The 22,438-nt window shown below is 40.4% G+C and carries 20 protein-coding genes; 7 read left to right on the forward strand and 13 right to left on the reverse strand.

The window, feature by feature from the left end; genetic code table 11:
* The first annotated feature begins 111 nt into the window (after positions 1–111).
* Both OC25_RS01035 and OC25_RS01040 read left to right on the forward strand, forming a co-directional pair.
* A complete protein-coding gene (locus tag OC25_RS01035; protein ID WP_039470843.1) occupies positions 112–588 on the forward strand; it encodes a DinB family protein in 477 nt (158 codons plus the stop codon).
* Between the two features lie 48 nt (positions 589–636).
* On the forward strand, positions 637–1,023 hold the full coding sequence (locus OC25_RS01040; RefSeq protein WP_039470844.1) for a VOC family protein: 387 nt from the start codon (positions 637–639) through the stop codon (positions 1,021–1,023).
* An 88-nt stretch (positions 1,024–1,111) separates the two neighbouring features.
* Here OC25_RS01040 and OC25_RS01045 read toward each other — a convergent pair whose 3' ends face one another.
* The 4 genes from OC25_RS01045 to OC25_RS01060 form a co-directional block, all read right to left on the reverse strand.
* The gene (locus OC25_RS01045) at positions 1,112–2,314 is read right to left on the reverse strand and encodes an acetate/propionate family kinase (RefSeq protein ID WP_039470846.1); all 1,203 of its coding nucleotides are present in this window, start codon (positions 2,312–2,314) and stop codon (positions 1,112–1,114) included.
* A gap of 1 nt (position 2,315) precedes the next feature.
* The gene (gene pta, locus OC25_RS01050; protein ID WP_039470848.1) at positions 2,316–4,403 is read right to left on the reverse strand and encodes a phosphate acetyltransferase; all 2,088 of its coding nucleotides are present in this window, start codon (positions 4,401–4,403) and stop codon (positions 2,316–2,318) included.
* A 140-nt stretch (positions 4,404–4,543) separates the two neighbouring features.
* The gene (locus OC25_RS01055; protein WP_039470849.1) at positions 4,544–4,921 is read right to left on the reverse strand and encodes a transmembrane 220 family protein; all 378 of its coding nucleotides are present in this window, start codon (positions 4,919–4,921) and stop codon (positions 4,544–4,546) included.
* A gap of 55 nt (positions 4,922–4,976) precedes the next feature.
* On the reverse strand, positions 4,977–5,195 hold the full coding sequence (locus OC25_RS01060; RefSeq protein ID WP_039470851.1) for a DUF6965 family protein: 219 nt from the start codon (positions 5,193–5,195) through the stop codon (positions 4,977–4,979).
* A 193-nt stretch (positions 5,196–5,388) separates the two neighbouring features.
* Here OC25_RS01060 and OC25_RS01065 point away from each other — a divergent pair, with 193 nt between their 5' ends.
* Both OC25_RS01065 and OC25_RS01070 read left to right on the forward strand, forming a co-directional pair.
* Positions 5,389–6,051, forward strand: a complete 663-nt coding sequence (locus OC25_RS01065; protein WP_245221836.1) for a competence protein CoiA family protein — start codon at positions 5,389–5,391, stop codon at positions 6,049–6,051.
* Between the two features lie 177 nt (positions 6,052–6,228).
* Positions 6,229–6,606: a LytR/AlgR family response regulator transcription factor gene (locus OC25_RS01070; protein ID WP_052265868.1), complete on the forward strand. Its 378-nt coding sequence runs from the start codon at positions 6,229–6,231 to the stop codon at positions 6,604–6,606.
* 32 nt (positions 6,607–6,638) lie between these two features.
* On the opposite strand, the gene OC25_RS01075 is transcribed toward OC25_RS01070, so the two are convergent.
* Both OC25_RS01075 and OC25_RS01080 read right to left on the reverse strand, forming a co-directional pair.
* Positions 6,639–7,226, reverse strand: a complete 588-nt coding sequence (locus OC25_RS01075) for a DUF4142 domain-containing protein (protein ID WP_039470853.1) — start codon at positions 7,224–7,226, stop codon at positions 6,639–6,641.
* Between the two features lie 299 nt (positions 7,227–7,525).
* Positions 7,526–7,735, reverse strand: coding sequence for a hypothetical protein (locus tag OC25_RS01080; protein WP_039470855.1), 210 nt, complete (start codon positions 7,733–7,735; stop codon positions 7,526–7,528).
* A 236-nt stretch (positions 7,736–7,971) separates the two neighbouring features.
* On the opposite strand from OC25_RS01080, the gene OC25_RS01085 reads away from it, so the two are divergent.
* Together OC25_RS01085 and OC25_RS01090 are read left to right on the forward strand one after the other, a co-directional pair.
* Complete coding sequence (locus OC25_RS01085) at positions 7,972–8,616, forward strand: Crp/Fnr family transcriptional regulator (protein ID WP_245221838.1); 645 nt, start codon at positions 7,972–7,974, stop codon at positions 8,614–8,616.
* A 10-nt stretch (positions 8,617–8,626) separates the two neighbouring features.
* Positions 8,627–9,211 (forward strand): molybdenum cofactor guanylyltransferase, encoded by a 585-nt coding sequence (locus OC25_RS01090; protein WP_039470859.1) that lies wholly within the window; start codon positions 8,627–8,629, stop codon positions 9,209–9,211.
* A gap of 12 nt (positions 9,212–9,223) precedes the next feature.
* On the opposite strand, the gene OC25_RS28480 is transcribed toward OC25_RS01090, so the two are convergent.
* The 6 genes from OC25_RS28480 to nirB are packed head-to-tail and all read right to left on the reverse strand — an operon-like array spanning position 9,224 to position 19,567.
* Positions 9,224–10,702: a rubredoxin gene (locus OC25_RS28480; RefSeq protein ID WP_039471575.1), complete on the reverse strand. Its 1,479-nt coding sequence runs from the start codon at positions 10,700–10,702 to the stop codon at positions 9,224–9,226.
* 10 nt (positions 10,703–10,712) lie between these two features.
* Positions 10,713–14,774 carry a nitrate reductase associated protein gene (locus OC25_RS01100; RefSeq protein ID WP_082018467.1) on the reverse strand — a complete coding sequence of 1,354 codons (4,062 nt, stop codon included), beginning with the start codon at positions 14,772–14,774 and terminating at the stop codon, positions 10,713–10,715.
* Positions 14,775–14,811: 37 nt separating this feature from the next.
* Complete coding sequence (locus OC25_RS01105; protein ID WP_039470862.1) at positions 14,812–16,179, reverse strand: MFS transporter; 1,368 nt, start codon at positions 16,177–16,179, stop codon at positions 14,812–14,814.
* Between the two features lie 37 nt (positions 16,180–16,216).
* The gene (locus OC25_RS01110) at positions 16,217–16,612 is read right to left on the reverse strand and encodes a hypothetical protein (protein ID WP_245221839.1); all 396 of its coding nucleotides are present in this window, start codon (positions 16,610–16,612) and stop codon (positions 16,217–16,219) included.
* 50 nt (positions 16,613–16,662) lie between these two features.
* On the reverse strand, positions 16,663–17,013 hold the full coding sequence (gene nirD / locus OC25_RS01115) for a nitrite reductase small subunit NirD (protein ID WP_039470865.1): 351 nt from the start codon (positions 17,011–17,013) through the stop codon (positions 16,663–16,665).
* Positions 17,014–17,056: 43 nt separating this feature from the next.
* Positions 17,057–19,567, reverse strand: a complete 2,511-nt coding sequence (gene nirB, locus OC25_RS01120) for a nitrite reductase large subunit NirB (protein ID WP_082018468.1) — start codon at positions 19,565–19,567, stop codon at positions 17,057–17,059.
* A gap of 242 nt (positions 19,568–19,809) precedes the next feature.
* On the opposite strand from nirB, the gene cobA reads away from it, so the two are divergent.
* Complete coding sequence (gene cobA, locus OC25_RS01125; protein WP_039470869.1) at positions 19,810–20,574, forward strand: uroporphyrinogen-III C-methyltransferase; 765 nt, start codon at positions 19,810–19,812, stop codon at positions 20,572–20,574.
* Positions 20,575–21,063: 489 nt separating this feature from the next.
* Here the strand turns inward: cobA and OC25_RS01130 are convergent, their stop codons facing one another.
* Positions 21,064–22,413 carry an alpha-L-fucosidase gene (locus OC25_RS01130; protein ID WP_039470872.1) on the reverse strand — a complete coding sequence of 450 codons (1,350 nt, stop codon included), beginning with the start codon at positions 22,411–22,413 and terminating at the stop codon, positions 21,064–21,066.
* Positions 22,414–22,438 lie beyond the last annotated feature (25 nt).

Genomic DNA, 22,438 nt, shown 5'->3' on the forward strand with positions numbered 1-22,438 from the left:
CCAAAAATAACAGAATTAGCGGTGAAAGAGATAAAATGTCTCACGAAAGTGAAGATTATACAAACCTATGAGAATTTTACTTGTTAAATCTTAGGGCTTTAAATCATAAATATGGAAAATAATACATCGGTTTTAATTATTGAACTTAAAAAACTACTAAATGGCGGTTCTGCACATGTAGGCCTTAAAGCCGCTGTTGCAGATTTACCTTTTAAATTGCTGGGCGAAAAACCCGCTGGTTTGCCTTATAGCATTTGGCAATTGGTCGATCACATTAGGATTGCCCAATGGGATATGCTGGAATTTAGTCGTGATGCTACGCACCAATCGCCAAAATGGCCCGACGAATACTGGCCAAAAGCACTTGCCCCTCAAGATGAACAAACCTGGGTTGCTGCTTTAGCGCAAATTGAAAGCGATAAAGAAGCTTTCATTCAGCTTTTAGAGTCTGCCGATTTATATGCGGAGATTGAGCATGGCGATGGCCAGAGCGTTTTGCGGGAGGCCTTACAAATTGCCGATCACAACGCTTATCATATTGCCGAAATTGTAGTGATACGCCGTTTACTTGGTGCCTGGAAAAGTTAATTGAACAAAAAAAGCGCTCGTTAATGTTTGAACTTAAATAATACAGTTATGTTAAAAAATAGAGAAGCATTCAGCTCGTTTTCTGTAAATGATATACAGGAAGCTAAAGATTTTTACCAGGGCACACTCGGTATCGAAGTCAAAGACAGTCCGATGGGAGTGATCGAGTTACAGATTTCAGGCTCAAATAATGTGCTTATATATCCCAAACCTAATCATATTCCGGCAACTTTTACAGTTTTAAACTTTCCGGTCGATAATATTGATGAAGCGGCTGATGAACTGATTGCTAAAGGGGTGAAATTTGAGCTGTATCAGACTGAACAGATCAAAACAGATGAGAAAGGGATTTCCCGTGGTAATGGTGGGCCAAATATTGCCTGGTTCAGAGATCCCGCAGGCAATATTCTATCGATTCTGGAAACCACAGACTAAAGATATACCTGAATGACTGATTTTTGAATGAAAATCGGCGTATAGCCGGGAACATTCCATTATTCAAAAATCAGTCATTGCATAAAAACTAGGCAACAGTTAACAAATCAAAACACTGGTGCGCAATTTCATATTCTTCGTTGGTGGGGATTACCAGTATTTTTACTTTTGAATCCGCATTGCTGATCTCCTTTAATTCGCCTGCATAAGTTTTGTTTGCTGCTGTATTGAGTGTAAGGCCTAAATACTCAAGGCCGGAGCACACTGCTTCGCGCATCTGACTATCGTTTTCTCCTACACCGGCCGTAAATACCACTGCATCTATACCGTTCAGAACGGCAGCGTAGGCTCCTATAAATTTTTTAATGCGGTAAGCGTATAACTGGAGGGCTAAAATAGCTGCCTGATTGCCTTCATCGGCCATTTTTCTGATATCGCGCATGTCACTGGAGCCACCTACGCCCAAAAGCCCCGATTGTTTGTTCAATAAAGTGCTTAACTGCTCTAGTGTATAACCCGAATGCTCCATCAGGTGAAAAATAACCGATGGATCGATATCGCCCGACCGTGTGCCCATCATTAATCCACTTAGCGGGCCAAAACCCATGCTGGTATCAACCGATTTGCCATTGCTGATTGCGGTAATGCTACAGCCATTACCTAGATGCACGCTGATAATTTTGGTATCTTTTTTATTTAACCATTTTATGGCCTGTTCACTTACATATTTATGGCTGGTGCCATGAAAACCATATACCCTGATGCTATCTTCTTTGTAATACCACTCGGGTATGGCGTAGCGGTAAGCCTGCTCGGGTATAGTTTGGTGAAAGGCTGTATCGAAAACGGCTATTTGTTTAGCTTTAGTAAAGGTTCTCTCAGCTACTTCTATACATTTGTAATTTACAGGGTTATGTAATGGAGCAAGCGAAAACAGTTTTTTAATCTGCTGTTTTACCTCGTCGGTAATTAAAGTGGGTCCGGCAAAATGTTCGCCGCCATGTACCACACGGTGTCCAACTGCGGCAATATCATTGGAACTGGCGATTACCGCAAATTCACCTTCGCTAAGTAAAGCCAATACCTGTTTTAAGCCTTCTCCATGACTGGCAATAAATGCAGCTAGTTCGATGCTATGCTTATTGCCATTGGTATAAACGTTATGTTTAATAAAAGAGCCTTCAATGCCAATGCGTTCGACCAAGCCACTGCAAACCGGGGCTTTTTCAGGCATTTTAAAGAGCTGGTATTTTAAAGAACTGCTTCCTGAGTTAATAACTAAAATATTCATATTAAAGATCCTGGCATTGAATTGCTGTAATTACAACGGTGTTAAAAATATCATCAACCGTGCAGCCACGGCTTAAATCGTTTATAGGCTTATTTAAACCCTGTAGCATTGGCCCAATAGCCAAAGCGCCTGTTTCTCTTTGTACGGCCTTGTAGGTGTTGTTGCCGGTATTTAAATCGGGGAAAATAAGCACACTGGCCCGGCCGGCCACTTCCGATCCCGGTAGTTTTTGCTGACCTACTAAAGGATCAACAGCTGCATCATATTGGATAGGGCCTTCTATTTTTAATTCAGGGTACCTGGCTCTTACAATTGCAGTAGCCTCTCTTACACGTTCTACATCTTCACCTTCGCCTGATGTACCCGACGAGTAAGAAAGCATGGCAATACGGGGCTCAATGCCAAATTTAGCACTGCTTTCAGCCGATGAGATGGCGATTTCTGCAAGTTGTTGTGCTGTAGGGTTGGGGTTAACCGCGCAATCGCCAAATATGGCTACACGCTCAGGTAGGCACATAAAGAAAATAGATGAAACGACCGATACGCCCGGTTTGGTTTTAACAAACTGCAGTGCAGGCCTGATGGTGTGCTGAGTGGTGTGTATTGCACCTGATACCATTCCGTCGGCATCGCCCTTGTAAACCATCATGGTACCGAAGTAGGAAACATCGGTCATCATATCCCTGGCCATTTCGAGATTTACATTTTTGGCTTTACGCAACTCGTGAAGCGTTTCTACGTAATTATTGTATTGAGCCGAATGGATGGGATTGTAAATTTTTAAGATATTGATATCCAGATTGAGGCCAAGCCTTTTGATGCTGTTTCCGATTTCAACCGGATCGCCTAACAGCGTAATGTCTACAATATCCTGTGCAATTAGTTTTTCTACTGCTTTTAAAATCCGTTCGTCATTGCCTTCGGGCAGTACAATGTGTTTTTTGTCGCGTTTGGCCCATTTCACCAGCTGGTATTGGAACATGTGCGGCGTAATGCCCTGGTAAGAGAAGGTGATAATTTTATTATCGAGTGCTTTGCTATCTACGTATTTCTCAAAAAGCTCAATGGCCAGTGCAATTTTCTTTTTGTTGGCGATGGTAATTTTAGAATGGATACTGCCAATAGTGGTGGTAGTTTCGAAAGTTCCTTTCTGTACCGAAATAATTGGGATAATGGTTTGCAAACCTTCTATCAACTTAATAATGGGCTCATCGGGCAAGCTGCCTGCAGTTAATACAATACCGGCAATTTTTGGGTAGTTGGCCGATAAATTGGCTTGTAAAGCGCCAATAATGATATCGCCGCGGTCGCCAGGGGTAACAATAAGTACATTTTCTTTAACATGCCTTAAAAAGTTGGGCAACATCATGGCACCGGTTACAAAATTATCAACCTGGTTGTCGAGCAGTTCCGTACCGAAAAGTATTTCGCCGCCCAATGCCAGTGTAATTTCTTTCATAGTTGGGCTCTGTAATCCGGTTTCAGTTGGGATTACCGCGATAAGCAATTCAGAAGGTAGCTGGTTGCTTAGCGCCTGTTTGATGCGTTCGGCCTCTTCGGGGTTAACCATATTGGCTACTACGCCCAATACCTGTACATCCCTCAATAAAAAGTTGCGGTAAATATTAATGGCACTTTTAAAAAGCTGACTGGCGGTTTTGTTTTTGCCTGATACCACGATAAGTACCGGAGCACCTAAATTTTTAGCCATCAAAGCATTCGATTCGAATTCAAAAGCCATGCCTTCGCCCAAAAAATCACTACCTTCAATTACGGTAAAATCATAATTGTCTTCGAGCTTTTTGTATTTACTGATAATGGTATTGATAATTGTTCCGCTATCTTCTGATTGATGCAGCATTTCCTGCCGTGTAAAAGCAAAAGCATCTTCGTAATTAACAGGCAACGAAAAGTAATCGAGCATGGCCTCTACATGTTCGTCTCTAACATTGGGGTCGTCCTGGGCGATAATGGGTTTAAAATAACCTACTTTCTGGGTTTTTGCCAAAAGCATATTGATCATGCCGAAAGCAATTACCGATTTTCCGGTGTAGGGTTCGGCTGAGGCAATGAAAATATTTTTCGTCATAAGGGAATATCAGGATATAGGTATAACCAATTAGCCCCAATATAGTTGGAAATATTTGTTTTAAAAACTGATGCTCGTCAGGTTTTAAAATCTGCCTTCGAATAATTTAAAATTTTACTTTACGCAGTTATAAATCTGTTTTAGGAAAGTTGTTTCTTTCTGGAAGTAAAATAATCAACTGCAAGTACAACAATCAGGATCAGCAGGCCCCCAAATTCGCGGGTTTCTTCTATCCATGGTTTGGTAGCTTTCATGCTCATGGCTATATTTTCTGCGGCATGGTCATTATACCAGTTGAGTACGCCATATTTATCAAAAAACAGATATACCGCATAAATACTATAGGCTAAAATTCCGCCTAAATATGCTTTCCGGTAATATTTTCCTCGGAAATACATCCAGCATAACCAGGCACCAAAAAGGTAAATCGGCATCCAAACATAAGGATCAGGATCATTGTACTGAAGGCCCGCAGAAACAATAAAAAGGAAGCAGAATAAGAGATTAAAAGCTTTCAATGTGAATTTATTAGATGCTAAAATACATTGTTTTATTTAGAAAATGAGTGTTGCGTTAAGCATTCGATTCGATAAGCAATTTTAAAAGCTTTAGTCTGTGTATTAGCGGGGCATTTACTTTGGCATCAGGATTTAGCCTTAATGGAAGAAAATGGCTTTCCAGGAAATGTTTATAATTGGTAATAATGGTAGCCTCGTTAAGATAGATCGGAACTTGCTGAGGTTCTGCATTGGCAAAAAAATCTTCTAACTGTTTTAATTCTTCCAGGGTCATGCACAAAGTTACCATTATACCGCTGGTACTTAAAAACAAGTTTTACATTAAGTGTTATATGGCTCTGCCTCAGTGTAAATAATTTCCGTTTGCAGCAACATCAACACCGGGAAGTTTTGAATATATTTTAAGTGCTAATATTTTTAGTTTAAATTTGCATATTCCTGCTTAATCAACTTGCAGGCATTAGCTAATGAAGAAAGATATTCCCCTTCCTGAGCCTGTTCAGGATGTTTCTGCATTTAAAAATGAATTTTATAGAAAAGAAACGGCCTGGCATCGCGATTGGAAACTGGCTTTTCCGTCATCTTTCAGGGAGATTGCCTTTTTCGATAAAGCCAATAACAACCTGCATCGTGCCGATATTTTTACGCCGGCAGGGTATACCATCGAATTTCAAAATTCCCCAATTTCTCTTGCTGAACTAAACAGCCGCGAAGCCTTTTATCCAAACTTGATTTGGGTATTAAACGGGAAGAAATTTAAAGGTTTTAAAGTGCTAAAACACCTTCCAGACGTAGATGACCCTAAATTAAAAGACTATGAATTTTGCCATAGCGACCACCTTTCGATGGTTCGGAAGGCAGAGGTAAAAATGGGGAGTTTTTTGCCCAAACCGTTGAATTTTTACCACAATGAGTTGAAGCACATAAAATTTACTTCCAATCTCTATTCTTTTTGCTGGAAACAGCCCCATAGCGTATGGTATAGTGCTACCGCAAAGATCATTGTCGATTTAGGCGGCCATTTTCTGTATGAACTTAAACAAAGGCCACAACTCAACGGGAATTACCCATACTTAAAATTGATTAATCGCAAAACATTTATTGCTCAGCATACCCCACCTGAATATTGATGCTGATGAGCTTGTTTATGTGTTTTTTATTGGTTTAAAAGCAGTTTTTGTTGTTTGATTGGTTACCAGACAAGTGTTTTTTTCTGCTCAAAAAGCTTATTGTGGTTTTGCTACAGTTAAGGTTTGGCTTGAGGCTTGCATAGAGATAATAAAAAGTTAATGCAAACATCTCACTCTATGTTATATACCTTTATTATTATCGATGATGATCAGATCAGTATCGATATTTTGAAAGCTTACCTTTCGCGCATGAAAGAATTTATCATGCTTGCAACGTTTACCGACCCCATAGCGGGAGTAAAGGCTATTCGCGAATATGGTGAAATAGATTTTCTTTTTTTGGATATTGCGATGGAAATTTCTGGAATTGATATCGCCCCGGTAATACGTGAGCAGGTTAGGTATATTGTTTTTGTAACTGCTTACGAAAAATATGCCTTAGATGCTTTCAAAGTACATGGCGATAAATTTTTAGTTAAGCCAATTAATCAGCAGAAAATGCAAGCCGCCATAGCCGACCTGATTAGAAAGGACAAAAGGAAAAAGATTTCATGATCACCTCCGTCTGGTGACGGAGGTGAATGGTATTATTTCATGCTATCACTTATTTTATTGATCATAACCAGATGACTTTGAACAATAGGAGCAGTTTTGGTAGCGAAAGATTTAAGGTCTGCATCTTTTCCGTCTTTCGATTCGTCTTCCATCAATTTTAAAGTCGATTTGTGTCCGTTTACCATCGCATCTACATAGGCTTTATCGAAATCAGCTCCTGTTTTTTTGCTCAGGTCATCCATTTTCTGCTTATGTTCCTCGTCAACTGTACTGGGAAGGGTAATATTTTTTTGTTTTGCTATAGCCATTAATTCGGTATTGGCCATGCCATGGTCTTTCACCATCATGGTAGCAAACTCTTTTACTTTTGCATTACTGCTTTTTTCGAGTGCCATTTTACCAAGTTCTACTTCGGCCATGCCGCCCACAGCTGCCTGTGTGGTGAATTTCGCATCGGCTTCATCTACTGCAATGCCGCCTGTTGCCGCTACATTGGTGGTAGTATCTTTAGCCATGTTTACACTGTCGGCACTTTCTTTAGCATCTTTATTTCCGCCGCTACAAGCCTGGAAAGTTAACGCAGAAGCCGAAATAGCCATCAAATAAATTAAGTTTTTCATATACAATTGTTTTTGTTGTATAAGAAGAACATGCTTTTAACAAAAAGGGTTTAAATATTTTAAAAGAATTTTAAGCGACGTTGTTTTTCTGCTTAGGGTAGGAAGAAGAGAAGTGATCTTATATTGTTCAGATAATCGGTACTCTTTGGATATGGAATTGTTTGCTTAACTGCCTTAATTTCTTAATGTTAAAGGTGATTCAATCATTAAGAAATTAAGGTCATTAAGGATATTGTTTTTTGAGGAAGGTTAAAGAAATGCCATAAAGCTTTTGGTCTTTATTGGCGTGAAACTTTGTTTTAAGCCACTACAGCTTTACTTTTTTTAGCTTTAGGTTCGGCTTTTTCTGGTAATTGAATCGATAAAATCAGGTCGATACTTTCTGAGTTGGTCTCATAATCAGCAGCGATTTTTTCCCATCTTTTTAATTCTCCCTGTAAGTTTTCGATTTCCTTACCCAATGATTCGATTTTATTCTGAATTGATTTTCTAACGTTCGTATTTGCCATAACACAAAATTATAATTTGGCTGCATATCTTTAAACTTCTTTATGCACAGTTGCCCGTTAAAAAATGCTAAAGCTTCACTTTCAGGGAGTTTTGTTGTAATAAAATTATCAACAATGGTTAAGAACCAGGTATTTCGGCAATAGGAAGGTAAAAACCGGCAACATTTATTAATTTTACGTCTATATCCCATTAAATTATGAAGAAAAATAGTAGTTGCGATCTTAAAACTTGCTTTATGTGTCAGCTTACCTTAAAAGAATGGCATACTGCTATTGGTACTCATAAAAAGAACTTTACAGCTAAAAAAGGGGAGGTGATCATAAAAGAAGGCGATCCGGTAAGTGGGGTTTATTTCGTAACTTCAGGTAATGTAAAAGTGCATAAGCATTGGGGCGATAAAGAACTGATTTTACGCTTTGCTAATGATGGTGCGATTATCGGGCACAGGGGAATCAGCAATAACATTTCTACCTATCCGATATCGGCAACTGCTTTAGAGACTACTCAGCTTTGTTTTGTGGATATTGAGTTTTTTAAAGCAACGATAAAAGTAAACCAGGAGTTTGCCTATGGCTTGTTGATGTTTTATGCCGACGAACTGCATACTTCTGAGAAGAAGATGAGAGATCTGGCGTTAATGTCGGTTAAGGGCAGGTTAGCCATGGCCATTTTAAATCTTAAAGATCAATTTGGTTTAGATGAAGCTGGTTTTCTAAAGCTTTCATTAAGCCGGCAGGATTTGGCTGCCTATACGGGTGCTACCTACGAAACGGTTTTCAGGACGATGAATGAACTGCTTGCAGAGCAATTGATTGTGGTATCGGGCAAGCAAATTGGTATTTTAAATGAAGCAGGACTGAAAGATTTGAGTAATAAATAAAGCTTTTGTGATGTTAGGCGTAGTTTTATGTGGCGGACAAAGTTTAAGGATGGGATCCGATAAGGGTTTAATGAGCCATCAGGATAAGCTTTGGGCACAACTAGCCGCTGATAAGCTTGCCTTATTACAAATTCCGGTTGTATTTTCGGTTAATGCAGCACAGCAGGAAACTTATGTTGGTTATTTTGGTGAGGCACAGTTAGTGACCGACCATGCTTTAGTGGATGTTAGAGGTCCTTTGCTCGGTGTACTTTCTGCTCATTTATTAAACCCTAAACAAGATTTATTTGTACTTGCCTGTGATTTGTTGCTGATGGAAAGCAGCTTGCTCGAAAAATTATTGGCTGCCTACCATGCTTATCCATCTTTTGATGCCTTTGTTTTTACGCGAAATGGTCAGCAGGAACCTTTGTGCGGTATTTACTCGGCTAAAGCATTAAAAAAGATTTGGCATTTAGTGCAAACACATCAGCTGACTAAACACAGCATGAAATTTGTGTTGAGTAATTTATTGGTACACGAAATAATTGTAGAGGATAAGGATGACCGTTTTTTTGGAAATTTTAACTCCCATGCAGAAATTAACGGATTGTAATGCGATGATCTTTTACAGCAATTGCAATGCAGCTTGGTCAATCTTGCTAAAGTTAGCTTTATCTTCTTCACAAAGCGGGCAGCAGTAAGTTTCGGGCAAATCTTTAAAGTTTGTTCCAGGCAAAATGCCTTGTCCTTCGTCTCCTACCTTTTCATCATATACAGTTAAGCAGCTGTTGCACTGGTATAAGAAATCGACACCTTTTTTAGCAGGTTCTTCGGTAACCATGTTTTGCTGCCGATCCATTTTAATGGTGTTTAAACGATATTTGTAAAACCTATATACTGCGCGCCGTACCTGTTCTGGCAGCAAAAAACCTGGGTTGCTTCTGCTGAATACTTCGCCTGTACGTTCGTTGGGATTAAAATCTTTGGCACATAAAATATCGTAAACCGGAAACAGTTTTAAACCAAATACATCAATTAAATGACGTTTCCGGATCAATATGCTGCTAAATACTTCACTTTTTTTTCGTGTTTTAATGCCGAAACAAATACCAAAAGTGCGGGTATCATCAATGCTCAGGCTTTTTACCAGAAAGCTTTTGAGTGCCAGGCCTTCGTTGCAATTGTCTTCGACCTGAAAATTGAGTTCATTGGCAGCATGGCGCATGTTCACTTCAAACTCTTCAAGTAAGGTGTTCCACAGGTTTTTGTCTTCCTCATTAATTCCTTTTACAATAATGGTTTTCCACGAGGTGCAGCAAAGTTGCCCCAGTTTAGTGGTAAGACAGAGCTGGCAGAGTTTTTTTAAAAAGGCGATGCTAAACAGCTCGTCGCGGCGATATATTCCCAGCCAGTATTTATTGTTGTAACGGTTTAAGCCTTCGTAATACGGAAGGTTAAATGAAGATAGGGAAGCAGGTTGTGGCGCAGCTTTGATGATAAAATGTTCGTACTTAAGCGCAGTAAATAATTCTTCGCCATTTGCTGATGGGTTGTCGATAAATTTATCCGGATTGTTTTTTATAATGGTTTCTATAGCCTGAGTAACCTGTGCAATGTGGTTGGTGTAACAAAGCTGGTTCCACTCGTATATTACATTTGTTTTGGGGAAACGGATAATTAAGTGCCAGTAATGTTCTGATTGAGAAGAAGCGATCCAGTTGATATTGCCCGTTAACATAGGCGTGAAGCTCTGGTCGTTATCGCAGATATTTACTTTTATGGTTGGTTTAAAGTCGATACTGTCGAGGATATCTTTATACACACCTTCAGTTAGCCATGTTTTGCGGATAAAAATTTCTTCAGCCGGGTAAGAGCTGATGATGTTCGGAAAATTATTGGTATTTTCTTCATAATCGATTTCCAGTTTATCCAGTTCAGCAGTAAAAATAGCTACGTTATAAGTAGTGGTATCAATTAATAGCTGCTGGCGCAAACCAAAGCGCACATATTGAATGCGTGCTTTGCTTGCCGCTACGAGGATATTGTAAAGCTTACCCGGTGAGATAATGCCGCCTGGAAAGTTGATGATGATGGTTTTGTACATGCTCTGCGGTTTAAAATCCAAATTCTATAAAGGCTTTAGGAAAGTTTTTGTTCTCATGCCCGGGCCTGCATAATTTTAAAAGTGCAAATCGCTGTATGTTAGTAATTTTTCGCCATTGGCTAATGGAAAGCTGTAGATTCAGCTCTGCCAGTTTTTCCTGAAGCATGGCTGGGATTTGATTTAAATTAGCCCAGTCGGGTATAGGATCGATAGCCAGTGTTGTGGCCTGATTTCCGGTATATTTGGCAATGAGGCTGATTAAAAACTGATGGTATTTATTGATTTCCTCCTGGGTAGAAACAGGTAGCAAAGCCAATTGTACTCTTTCTTCCGGGTGAAACTTACTCCATTCTGCCAGTTTGAGTTTTATACCTGCTGCATCCATCTTAAAACGGACAATCATCGGGATACAGCGCACATTCGCTTCAATAAAATCTTCTTCGAACTTAAAATATTCGATGCCTTTAACGTTAATAAATTCAGAAGGACCAGGTGTTGCTTTCATCATTGTTTTTGGTTTAATTTGTTCGGACAAAGCGGCTTTAGATTCGGTTTTAAGCACATTTACAAAAGAATCCAGAATAGCTTTAACTTCAGGCCGGCAGCTGCCACAACCCATACCTGCACCTGTGAGTTGGCAAAGTTGCAGGTGGTCTTTACAGCCATCTTTTATTTTGTTAATTAAATTACCTTCGCCCACATTGTTGCAGCTGCAAACGGTTCGGCCAATAATGGGTTCTGTGGTTTTGTCACTTCTCAAAAGCTGGAGTCTTTTTTCGCTCAGTTCCATCTTGTTTTCAATCAGGTTACGGAACTCCAGAAACTCGCCTTTATCGCCAATTAATACGGCGCCAACCAGCTTATCATTGTGTACAATACACTTTTTGTAGTAACGTTTGGCTTTATCGATAAAAACAATTTCTTCGTAGGTGGGATCGTTATTGGGGATTTCGGCAAGGCCCAGTGAGCAAAGTTCGAGGCTGTGCATTTTCAGGATGTTCATTAGCAGGCTTCCCTGATAATACTTGGCAATATCGCCACAAAGAAACCTGGCCACTATTTCGGCCTGTTGTTCTGCAGCGGCCGTAATACCATACATTTGGCCTTTAAATTCAGCAATTTCGCCAATAGCAAAAATATCTGCTTCGTTGGTACGCAGATATTCATCAACCACAACCCCTCTTTTACAGGTTATGCCAGCTTCTTTAATTAATTCGATGTTGGGAACAGTACCAATGGCAGTAACAAAAGATTCGCATTCGAGCATTAGCCCACTTTTTAACCTTACACCAGTAATGCTTTTCTCACCAATAACCCGGTCTATCTCATCGTTGTAAAAGATTTCGATACCTTTGCTAATCAGCTCCTCATGTAACAGCTGACTTCCTAAAGCATCAAGCTGGCGACCCATTAAGCGCGAAATCCTCTGGATAATGGCTACTTTCGATCCTGTTTCGGCCAGCGAGGTTGCAAGTTCAATTCCAAGCAAACCACCACCAACAATTACCACTTTGCCATTTGTTTGGGTAATGTGTTTCTTGAAATTATCGGCATCGGTACGGCTACGCATGGTAAAAATGCCATCCAGTTTAGGCAAATCTTTAAGCACAAAAGCCCTGCTGCCGGTGGCCAGCAGCAATACATCGTAATGGTGTGTTTTTCCGTTACTATCTACAACGGTTTTATCGGCTTTATTTATTTTTTCGATGCTTAGGCCACGGTGTAGCTTAATTCTGTAATCTTCTTCTTCGCTATCGCTCATTTTGATGAGGTTGTGCCAGGGGAGTGTACCGATAATGTAATCGGGGAGTAGTACCCGGTTGTAAAAAGGAAAATTTTCTTTGCTGAAAATTTCGATATCGTCGGTGGTATTTAAAGAACGATAACTTTTAACAAAGCCGCATGCACCTGCACCAGCACCAATTACAATAATCTTTTGTCTTGCTTTTTCGTAAAGTTTCACCTCTACGGCTGTAAATTTAAAATCAGGCTCCTTGCTCAGTGGATCAACCAAATTGTTGGTCAGGTTGTTTACGCGGTTTAAATCGCTTTTTAAAATCAATCCCCAGTGCATAGGCATAAAAACAACGCCAGATTTAATATCGGTAGAATATTTGGCCTTTACGCGTACATTGCCTCGTGAGCTTTGTACCTCGATGATATCGTTATCTTTAATGTTTCGTGATTCGGCATCAACCGGATTTATTTCCAGAAACGACTCGCTGATATGCTGATTTAGTTTGTTAACCTTGCCGGTTTTGCTGCGGGTATGCCATTGGTCTCTGATTCTGCCTGTGGTTAAAATCAGCGGATATTCTGGGCTTAAAGCTTCTGATTGATTGATGTGGCTTACTGCAACAATATTAGCTCTTTTGTCAGGGGTATAAAATTGATGATCGGTAAATAATCTGGCAGTTCCTGCTGAGTTTTTGTTTTTTGGATAAGGCCATTGTACCGCTCTTTTTTCTTTTAAAATCTCATAATTCAGACCGCCGATATCGATGTTAGTGCCTTCGGTAAGTGCTGCATGCTCATCATAAATCGCTGCTGCATTTTTGAAATCGAAGCCATGATAGCCCATTTTTTGCGCAAAGCGACAAATAATCTCCGAATCGGGTAGAGCCTCGCCGGGAGCCTCCGTAATTTTACTGAGATAGGCAATATAACGACCTGCGTTGGTCATAGTACCTTCTTTTTCGGCCCAGGCGGCGGCAGGAAGCACCACATCGGCATATTTTAGTGTTTCTACCTTGTTGCTAATGTCTTGTACTACTACAAATCTGGCATTTTTTAAACCTGCTTCAGCTATGCGTACATCAGGTAAGCTAATTAAGGGGTTGGTACATAGGATCCAAACTGCTTTCAGTTTTCCTGAATTCAGTTCATCGAACATTTCGGTGGCAGTTAAGCCGGGTTTAGCCTGAATGGTGCCCAGTGGGATTTGCCAAAATTTTTCAACTTCGTTACGGTGGTTTTCGTTGGCCAGATTACGGTGTGCAGGTAATAAATTGCTTAAACCACCAACTTCGCGGCCACCCATGGCATTGGGTTGTCCGGTTAATGAAAACGGACCGCTGCCGGGTTTGCCGATGTGACCGGTAATGAGGTTAAGGTTAATTAAGGAAAGGTTTTTATTGGTGCCCACCACGCTCTGGTTAAGTCCCATTGTCCACATCGTAATAAAACCTTTTGTGTTGCCAATATAACTGGCTGCTAAGCGAATATCACTTTCTTCAATTCCGCAAATGGCAGCGGCATCGGCGATTGAAGTTTCAAAAACGGTTTCGTGGTATTTTTCGTACCCATTGGTGCTGTTGATAATAAAGTCTGCATCAACCTTCCCGTCTTCAATCAGGCAGCGGCCAATGGCGTGGTGCAGGGTAATATCCGTTCCGGGATTTAGCTGTAAATGGACATCTGCTAAGGAACAGGTTTGTGTTTTACGTGGATCGCTGACAATGATTTTTAAGTCGGGGTTGTTTTGTTTTGCGGCTTCAACCCGGCGCCACAGGATGGGGTGGCACCATGCCGGGTTTGCGCCTGCAACAAAAATGCAATCGGCAATTTCAATATCATCGTAGCTAATGGGCACAGTATCCTCGCCCAGGCTCATTTTATAACCAACAACCGCACTGCTCATACATAAGCGGCTGTTGGTATCGATGTTATTACTACCGATAAAACCTTTTATTAATTTATTTACTACATAATATTCTTCTGTTAAGCATTGTCCGCTGGCGTAAAAGGCAACACTATCGGGGCCATGTTTTTTAATAAGTGCTTTAAATACGGCTGCAGTTCTATCCAGAGCAGTATCCCAGCTTACCCGTTGTAAGGGCATGTTTTTGTTGTAACGCATTTCGGGATAAAGCAAGCGATCGCTCTTATCGTTTACAGTATAATGCAGGTTCATCCCTTTGCTGCACAACATGCCCTTATTTACGGGGTGGTTTTTGTCACCTTCAACCGTAATTCTTTCATGGATATCTTTATTTACCACAATACCACAACCCACTCCACAATAGCAGCAAGTTGTAGTATTGGTCGACGATATGTTTGTTTCGTTATTCAAATGATAAACAAGGTTATAGGTATTACTGATTGTATTTTTATTTGCCGGTACTCAGTACAAGCTCATCGACTTTTACAGTTTTCTGTGCCATCAATGTTCTGAAAATGAATACAGCAATACCAATAGCTAAAATGACGAAACCAAGCAGGGTAAAGGCGTTGGTGTAGTCAATCAGATCTTTGTGTACGTTTACACCGTTTTCAATGATGTTTTTTGATGCATGGCCGGCTTTTGCCTTAAACATGAAAGCAATTAACATGGCGCCGATATTTCCGCCAGCACCAACAATCCCGGCTACACTGCCTACTGCAAGCGGGTTGATAAACGGAACCAGGCTGTAGGTGGCACCATTTGCCATTTTTAGGCTCAGACCAAATACAAACATCATGAAGATAGCCGTGCCGATATTACCCGATTTGGCAAACCAGATTAATCCGATACCTTCTACGAGTAATAATATGGCCAGTAGCAATGTTTTACCATCAAAACCCCAGGTTTTGCCAATCTTATCGGCAACGATTCCGCCAAGGGGGCGGGCAAAAATGTTAATCCAGCCAAAAATACCTGCAACCATGCCTGCTACAGCTATTGTTGCACCAAATGAATCGGTGAAAAATATAGGTGCAAAATTGTCGACCGTAATTTCTACACCGAAACAAGCTGCATAGGCAATGGTTAAAATCCAGGTACGGTAATCTTTTGCGGCAATTAAGAATGTGTTTTCCGTACTTTTTACATTCTCGTCTTTAATGTTTTTAAAATCTCCCTGCGGGCTATCGAGCGTGTAACGGTTATAGAGGAAAGCGCAAATTAAAAGCATTACCCCCGGGAAAATCATGGCATAACGCCAGCTGTCTTCGGTGCTGCAAAAGCCTAAAGCGGTAAAAGCAGAAGCAATTAATGGCATAAATAAATTGGCCGCACCACCACCTGCATTGCCAAAACCTCCGGCTGTAGCATTGGCAGTTCCTTTAATGTTTGGTGCAAACATAATAGAGGTGTGGAATTGGGTAATTACAAATGATGCGCCGATTACGCCAATAGCCAGGCGGAAAAGCAAGAAAGAGGTGTAAGATTGGCTGGTACCAATTAACAATACCGGGATGGCGCAAAGCACCAGTAGCCAGGTATAAATAAGTTTTGGACCAAATTTATCAATCAGTCTTCCGATTAACAGGCGGGCAATAATGGTGGCCGATACCGATGCAATCTGGATATTGCCAACCTGATCTTTGGTTAAGTGTAATTGCTCGCGGGCGATTTTCATGAGTGGCGCCATTCCGAACCAGGCAAAAAAGCAAAAGAAAAAAGTAAGCCAGGTAATGTGGAAGGTTTTCATCTGTACGCCTTTAAGCGAAAAGATGTTCAGTTTATCTAAAGGTTTGGGGCTAAGGTTAGTTGTCATGATGTTCAGTTTAGCGTGGTCAATTCAATACTTCGGGTTAAAATTTATAGCCAAGTCCAAAACCCGGGTTCCATTCGCCATTTTTTGTGGCTGTTTTGGCGTTATAATATAATGGTACCTGAACAGCAAGATGACGGAAAGCTGCTGTTAAGCCGAAACCGAGGTTAGGGGTTAGTGCCGAGTTTTTGGTAGCGCCAGCGGCAACCTTATCTTCCTTGATTCTTAAACTGGGAAGCATCCCGAGTAAAACTGTGTATGGTTTTTTGCTGAACTTAATGCAGGGCCCTGTACAATTGATAAAAGCGCCATGATCAACGTATCCGGCAGTTAAAATGCCTTCAAATAAAACGACTTTAGTTTGTGCTTTGGCTGAAAAAAAGAACATAGTGAGTACCAGGCAGCTTGTAAAAGCTACACGATTATTAAATTTCATGTTGGTTTGGTTTGAGTTTAAATTAGGTTGTTTTCTCTTAATGGGTTAGTTTAAGATTTTGGGACCGTTCCCACGTAAACTGTTCCGTTTTCTACTTTAACAGGGTATGTTTTAATGGCGCATTCGTCGCCGCTTAAGCATTCACCGGTGTTTAACGAAAACGTTTTTTTATGAAAAGGGCAGGCTACCTTAGGTTCGTCGGTAATTGAGCCAATCATTCCACGGCTTAATGCCATTTGTTTTTTGTGCGGGCACTCATTTTGTGTGGCGTACCACTCATTTCTTCTGGTAAAATAGAATAACGCAATTTGCTCTTCACCGTGTTTTACACATACCCCTCCATTTTCTACTGCGTCTTCAACACGACATGCGGCTAACCAGTTGTTTGTTGATTCTGTCATAAGATTAAGTTTAAATTGAAAATTGTTGGTTAATTATATTTGGTTAGACTATTTTCCATTCAGCGGTTCTTTTTTGTCCGCGCATTTCTACAAATTCGATCGAAGGATCTTTCTCTTCGGGCGCATTAACAAAATGAGAGAAGCGTTTTCTGATCGCCGGGTTCTCTACTGCTTCTTTCCATTCGCATTTGTATGAGCTGATCAGTTTTTCTATTTCATGCTCCCATTGTTTGGCCATGCCTAAGCTATCGTTAACAATTACATTCCGCAGGTAATCGATACCGCCTTCCATTTTATTTAACCAGGTTGCGGTTCTGGTCAATGGATCGGCTGTGCGGATATAGAACATCAGGAACCTATCAATGTATTTAATGCAGGTTTCGCTATCTAAATCGGTTGCCAGCAGGAGGGCGTGCTGCGGTTTGCTGCCGCCGTTGCCACATACATATAAATTCCAGCCTTTTTCGGTGGCAATAATGCCGAAATCTTTACTTTGTGCTTCAGCACATTCTCTGATACAGCCACTAACTGCCGATTTAAATTTGTGTGGGGCGCGAATGCCTCTGTATCTTTCTTCAATGCGAATGGCAAAACTTACGCTGTCGTGCAATCCAAATCTGCACCAGGTGCTCCCTACGCAGCTTTTTACTGTCCTTAATCCTTTTCCGTAAGCATGACCGCTTTCAAAGCCGGCCGCAATCAGTTCTTCCCAGATTACAGGCAGGTCGTTCAGGTGTGCACCAAACAAATCAATACGCTGACCTCCGGTTATTTTGGTGTATAGGTTGTATTTCTTGGCTACTTCGCCAATCACGATTAATTTTTCCGGCGTTATTTCTCCACCCGGTATGCGTGGTACTACTGAATATGAGCCTCCTTTTTGGATATTGGCTAAAAAGCGGTCGTTGCTATCTTGTGCCACATCATTTCCTTTTTTAAGGATCATTTCGTTCCAAAGACTGGCCAGAATTGATGATACCAATGGCTTACATACCTCGCAACCATCGTTTTCGCCTAAAGCGGTGAGTACCTCGTCGTAGCTTTTCAATTCATGGATATGGATAAGATCGTAAAGCTCCTGTCTGCTGTAGTTGAAGTGCTCGCAGATTACATTTTTAATGTATTTACCTTGCGATTTTAGGGTGTGGTTCAATAAATCTTTCACCATCGGCATGCAGCCACCACAACCTGTACCTGCTTTGGTGCATTTTTTTACATCATCTATGTTTTCGCATCCGCCATCGGTAACCGAAGCGCAAATGTCGCCTTTGCTTACACCTTCGCAGCTGCAGATCAGTGCACTATCAGGCAAGCTGGTAATGCCAGCACCCGCAGGTTCGCTTCCGCCACGTGCGCCCAGGATAAGTTCTTCCGGGTCTTCGGGTAACGCGATTTTATTGATTGCGGTTTGCAAGAGCATGTTGTATGCTGATGCATCTCCGATTAATATACCTCCCAGAAGGTATTGTCCGTCGTTACTTACATTGATTCGTTTGTAAACACCTTTATGCTTGTTTTCGAAAATAATGGTGCGGCAATCCGGTTCGGTAATAAAGTTATCGCCAAAGCTGGCTACATCAATACCAATGAGTTTCAGTTTGGTACTCATGTCAAAACTGCTGAAGCTTTTATTCCCTGCGCAGAGGTTGGTGGCTAAAACTTCGGCCATTTCATAGCCTGGTGCTACCAATCCGTAAATCATTCCTTCAAACAAGGCGCATTCGCCGATCGCAAATATGGCCGGGTCGCTGGTTTGCATTTTCTCGTCAACTACAATGCCTCCCCGTGCACCAACTTCAATTCCACAGGCTTTTGCCAATTCGTCTCTCGGTTTAATACCCGCCGAAATTACCAGCATGTCGGCCTCTAATGAAGTATCGTCGCTAAATTTTAATGCTGTAATCTTACCTTCGCCTTCGATATTGGAGGTATTCTTATTTAAGTGGATCTGTAAACCAAGGTCAGTTAATTTCGATTTTAACATATCACTGCCTGCGGCATCAATTTGCCTGGGCATTAAGCGCGGTGCAAATTCAATGATATTGGTTTTGTCGATTCCTAAATCTATCAGTGCTTTTGCAGCTTCCAGGCCAAGTAGTCCGCCGCCTATAACAGAAGCTGTTTTTGCTTTTTTTGCATATGCGCTAATCAGGTCGAGATCTTCGATTGTGCGGTACACAAAAACACCTTCTTTTTCTATGCCCGGAATATTCGGAACAAAGGCGCCCGAGCCTGTTGCGAAAACCAATATGTCATAAGTGTAATCTAAACCATTGCCAGTATATACCTTTTGTTGTTCGCGATCTATTTTAACTACAGGGTTATTTAAAAAGAGGGTAATATTTTGTTCCTGGTACCAGTTTTCGGTAGAAAGCGAAAGATCATCAGCAGTTTTACCATTAAAGTATTCGCTCAGGTGAACCCTGTCGTAGGCTCTGCGTGGTTCTTCTCCAAAAACGATAAGATTAAAGGAAGATGTTTTTGATCTCAGTTTCTCGCAGAACTTATATCCCACCATTCCATTTCCGATTACGATTATTTGTGGTTCTTTCATAAATCTTGAAGGTATATTGTGTTTATGGTATATTTTTTTTAGTTGTTTGGTTGTTTTGTCGTGTTTTTACAGGTTTTTTATGTTTAAAATATATAATATTTAATAATTATATGATTTTTGATATTCAAATATAGGTTAAAAATGATTTAAAAGTTGTTTTATTGTGATTTTTATCATAAAATATTTAATTTTTTAGTAAATTTTAATTAATTTTATGATTAAATAGTTAAAACATTAAAATTATGAATCAAAAAACGGGAGATTTTGGAGTTTTTATAATGGGTGGAGGCCCTGGTGATCCTGAATTGATCACTATGAAAGCATTTAATGTGTTAAAAAGAGCAGAAGTTATACTATATGATAACTTAAGTAATGAAAAATTGCTTGATATCGCGCCAAAAACATGTAAAATGATCTATGTTGGTAAACAACCTTATCAGGAATATACTCCACAGGAGAAAATAAATGAATTAATTGTAGAAAATGCACATCAATATCAGGTAGTAGTACGTTTAAAGGGTGGTGATCCCTTTATTTTTGGTCGTGGTTTTGAAGAATTGATTTATGCAGAAGCCCGTGGCATCAAATGTCACTATATTCCGGGGATAAGCAGTATGCAGGGCGCAGGTTTTATCGATGTTCCTTTAACGCATCGGGGTATTAGCGAAAGTGTTTGGATATTAACCGGAACTAAGAAAGACGGAAGTTTGACGGAAGATTTGAAATGCGCGATGAAAAGTTCTGCTACTGTAGTGATTTATATGGGCATGAAAAAGGTGGCCGAAATTTCTAAAGCGTATTGCGATGCAGGTTTAGGTACTATGCCGGCGGCAATTATTCAGCATGCCACTCTTCCGCATCAGAAACAGGTAGTGTGTTTGGCTAATAATTTACAGGAAGCTGCCGAAGAAGCTGGTTTAACCTATCCTGCTATTATTATTATCGGTAATGTAGTACAGGCAAAAGCTTATGCTGCTTTGCATCAGTCTGATTTGTTGTCGGCCTAGGTAGAGAGGATCAAGGTTTCTGTTTAAGGTGATTTCAATCTTGAGGAAAACTTGTTGTATAGAGTAAATGTATATTTGTTTGTCCTGCCGGACGGGCTTTCTTTTTGGTGTCAAAAAGAAACAAAAAACATCGGCTGAAAATTTTTCTTTTAAAAGTTAGTGCTTAGGCATAATCAATGCAATCCGAAAAATTTGTTAGGCCGAATTTAAGTAGAACGAAGATACCGTACTTTGGCCAAGTTGGATGCTTCAGTAAAGCCTCTAGTTGTAAAGTATGATAGTGTAGAGGATTCAAAGTCTTAATTTTCTTAACTGCTTAATGGTTTCGAAATAAGCTTAATTGTTCTTATTTGGCTTTTATGGTTATAGCTGATGACTCATGGCTGATAGCTTGATATACAAAAGCTTAGTTGTTTAATGGTTTCAAAATGAGCATAAAAAAGCCCGCAAAGTTTAGCTTGCAGGCCCGATCATTAACATTAATTTGGGTTAATTTAATATCAATTCTATTACTGGTATTTCGAAGTTTGGTTTTTTCTTCGGTAATTTTAAAACCAGGCTGTTGCCTTTCGATTTTTCAGCATCAACCTGAAGTTCTGAGTTATCATGTAAAAACTGAGCATACTTAACTTTGTCTTTGTATCCTTCTAAAGCAATGTTGCCTGTATTAGGGTATTCGAACAGGTGGACATATAAACGCTTCGTATCTTTGTTATAAGTAAGTCTTGTACCTTCGGCTGCTTTAAAATCTGATGGTGCAAAAGTGCAGTGGTATATCGATTTTGAGTTGGCGTGCATCCATATGCCCAAGCTATCTAATGCTGTTTCAGCTCTGTAATCAAATTCGCCACGCGCAGTTGGCCCTACATTTAACAATAAATTGCCACCATTGGCTACCGATGTGATTAATAAATCCAATAATTTTCTGTTGCTTTTCCACGTATTTTCATCGCGGTGGTAACCCCACGATCCGGAGAAGGTTTGGCAGGTTTCCCATACTTTGCCACGGTATTTTTCCAATTCTTTCGGACCTACCTGCTCAGGAGTTTCAAAATCGGTACCGTCTTCATAATCATTTAAATCTAAACGATTGTCTACAATAATACCCGGCTGCAATTTTCTGATTTGTTTAAGCAATTCAACTGATCCCCAGTCGTCTTTACCTTTGCCATATTTGCCAGGGTAAGAAAAATCAGCCCAAAGGATATCTATTTTACCATATTTAGTCAGGAGTTCGGTTACCTGATTATATAAGTATTTGCGGTATTTGGCCATGTCTCTGCCTTTGTTTAAGGCTGCATATGCCTCTTCCGAGTCTTTTGCTGGTCTTAGCGGGTGAACATTATCGATTGTGAAATCGGGATGATGCCAGTCAATCAACGAATAGTAAAAACCGACTTTAATTCCTTCAGCACGGAAAGCGTCAACAAATTCTCTTACCAGATCTCTTTTTGCCTGTGTATTGGTGGCTTTATAATCGGTGTATTTGCTGTCAAAAAGTGTAAAGCCTTCGTGGTGCTTGGTGGTTAAAACGGCATATTTCATACCTGCAGCTTTTGCTTCTTTAGCCCATTGTTTAGGGTTAAACAAATCGGGATTAAACTGATCGAAATATTTTTGATAGTTTTCATTGGTGATGTGCTCATAGTTTCTCACCCATTCGTGGCGGGCAGGTAGTGCATATAAGCCCCAGTGAATGAACATGCCAAAACGGGCATCTGTCCACCATTCCATTCTTTTGGTTTTTTCGGCAGCGGTTTCATTGCCAAGCCGTTTTTGTGCTGAGCCCGTTAAGGCCAGGTTAAGCGATAATAAAGTGAGTAAAATTGTTTTTTTCATTGTGTGATTTGGTTAGGAATGTGAA

Source organism: Pedobacter kyungheensis (genome assembly GCF_000812965.1).
Lineage (GTDB): Bacteria > Bacteroidota > Bacteroidia > Sphingobacteriales > Sphingobacteriaceae > Pedobacter > Pedobacter kyungheensis.

What these genes read in the sequence shown, in the direction of transcription:
- pta (WP_039470848.1), bottom strand. Translation starts at nt 4,403, where the DNA reads ATGACGAAAAATATTTTCATTGCCTCAGCCGAACCCTACACCGGAAAA.
- OC25_RS01105 (WP_039470862.1), bottom strand. Translation starts at nt 16,179, where the DNA reads ATGACAACTAACCTTAGCCCCAAACCTTTAGATAAACTGAACATCTTT.
- OC25_RS01075 (WP_039470853.1), bottom strand. Translation starts at nt 7,226, where the DNA reads ATGAAAAACTTAATTTATTTGATGGCTATTTCGGCTTCTGCGTTAACT.
- OC25_RS01080 (WP_039470855.1), bottom strand. Translation starts at nt 7,735, where the DNA reads ATGGCAAATACGAACGTTAGAAAATCAATTCAGAATAAAATCGAATCA.
- OC25_RS01130 (WP_039470872.1), bottom strand. Translation starts at nt 22,413, where the DNA reads ATGAAAAAAACAATTTTACTCACTTTATTATCGCTTAACCTGGCCTTA.
- OC25_RS01085 (WP_245221838.1), top strand. Translation starts at nt 7,972, where the DNA reads ATGTGTCAGCTTACCTTAAAAGAATGGCATACTGCTATTGGTACTCAT.
- OC25_RS01035 (WP_039470843.1), top strand. Translation starts at nt 112, where the DNA reads ATGGAAAATAATACATCGGTTTTAATTATTGAACTTAAAAAACTACTA.
- cobA (WP_039470869.1), top strand. Translation starts at nt 19,810, where the DNA reads ATGAATCAAAAAACGGGAGATTTTGGAGTTTTTATAATGGGTGGAGGC.
- OC25_RS01110 (WP_245221839.1), bottom strand. Translation starts at nt 16,612, where the DNA reads ATGAAATTTAATAATCGTGTAGCTTTTACAAGCTGCCTGGTACTCACT.
- nirD (WP_039470865.1), bottom strand. Translation starts at nt 17,013, where the DNA reads ATGACAGAATCAACAAACAACTGGTTAGCCGCATGTCGTGTTGAAGAC.
- OC25_RS28480 (WP_039471575.1), bottom strand. Translation starts at nt 10,702, where the DNA reads ATGTACAAAACCATCATCATCAACTTTCCAGGCGGCATTATCTCACCG.
- OC25_RS01045 (WP_039470846.1), bottom strand. Translation starts at nt 2,314, where the DNA reads ATGAATATTTTAGTTATTAACTCAGGAAGCAGTTCTTTAAAATACCAG.
- OC25_RS01040 (WP_039470844.1), top strand. Translation starts at nt 637, where the DNA reads ATGTTAAAAAATAGAGAAGCATTCAGCTCGTTTTCTGTAAATGATATA.
- nirB (WP_082018468.1), bottom strand. Translation starts at nt 19,567, where the DNA reads ATGAAAGAACCACAAATAATCGTAATCGGAAATGGAATGGTGGGATAT.
- OC25_RS01060 (WP_039470851.1), bottom strand. Translation starts at nt 5,195, where the DNA reads ATGACCCTGGAAGAATTAAAACAGTTAGAAGATTTTTTTGCCAATGCA.
- OC25_RS01070 (WP_052265868.1), top strand. Translation starts at nt 6,229, where the DNA reads ATGTTATATACCTTTATTATTATCGATGATGATCAGATCAGTATCGAT.
- OC25_RS01065 (WP_245221836.1), top strand. Translation starts at nt 5,389, where the DNA reads ATGAAGAAAGATATTCCCCTTCCTGAGCCTGTTCAGGATGTTTCTGCA.
- OC25_RS01090 (WP_039470859.1), top strand. Translation starts at nt 8,627, where the DNA reads ATGTTAGGCGTAGTTTTATGTGGCGGACAAAGTTTAAGGATGGGATCC.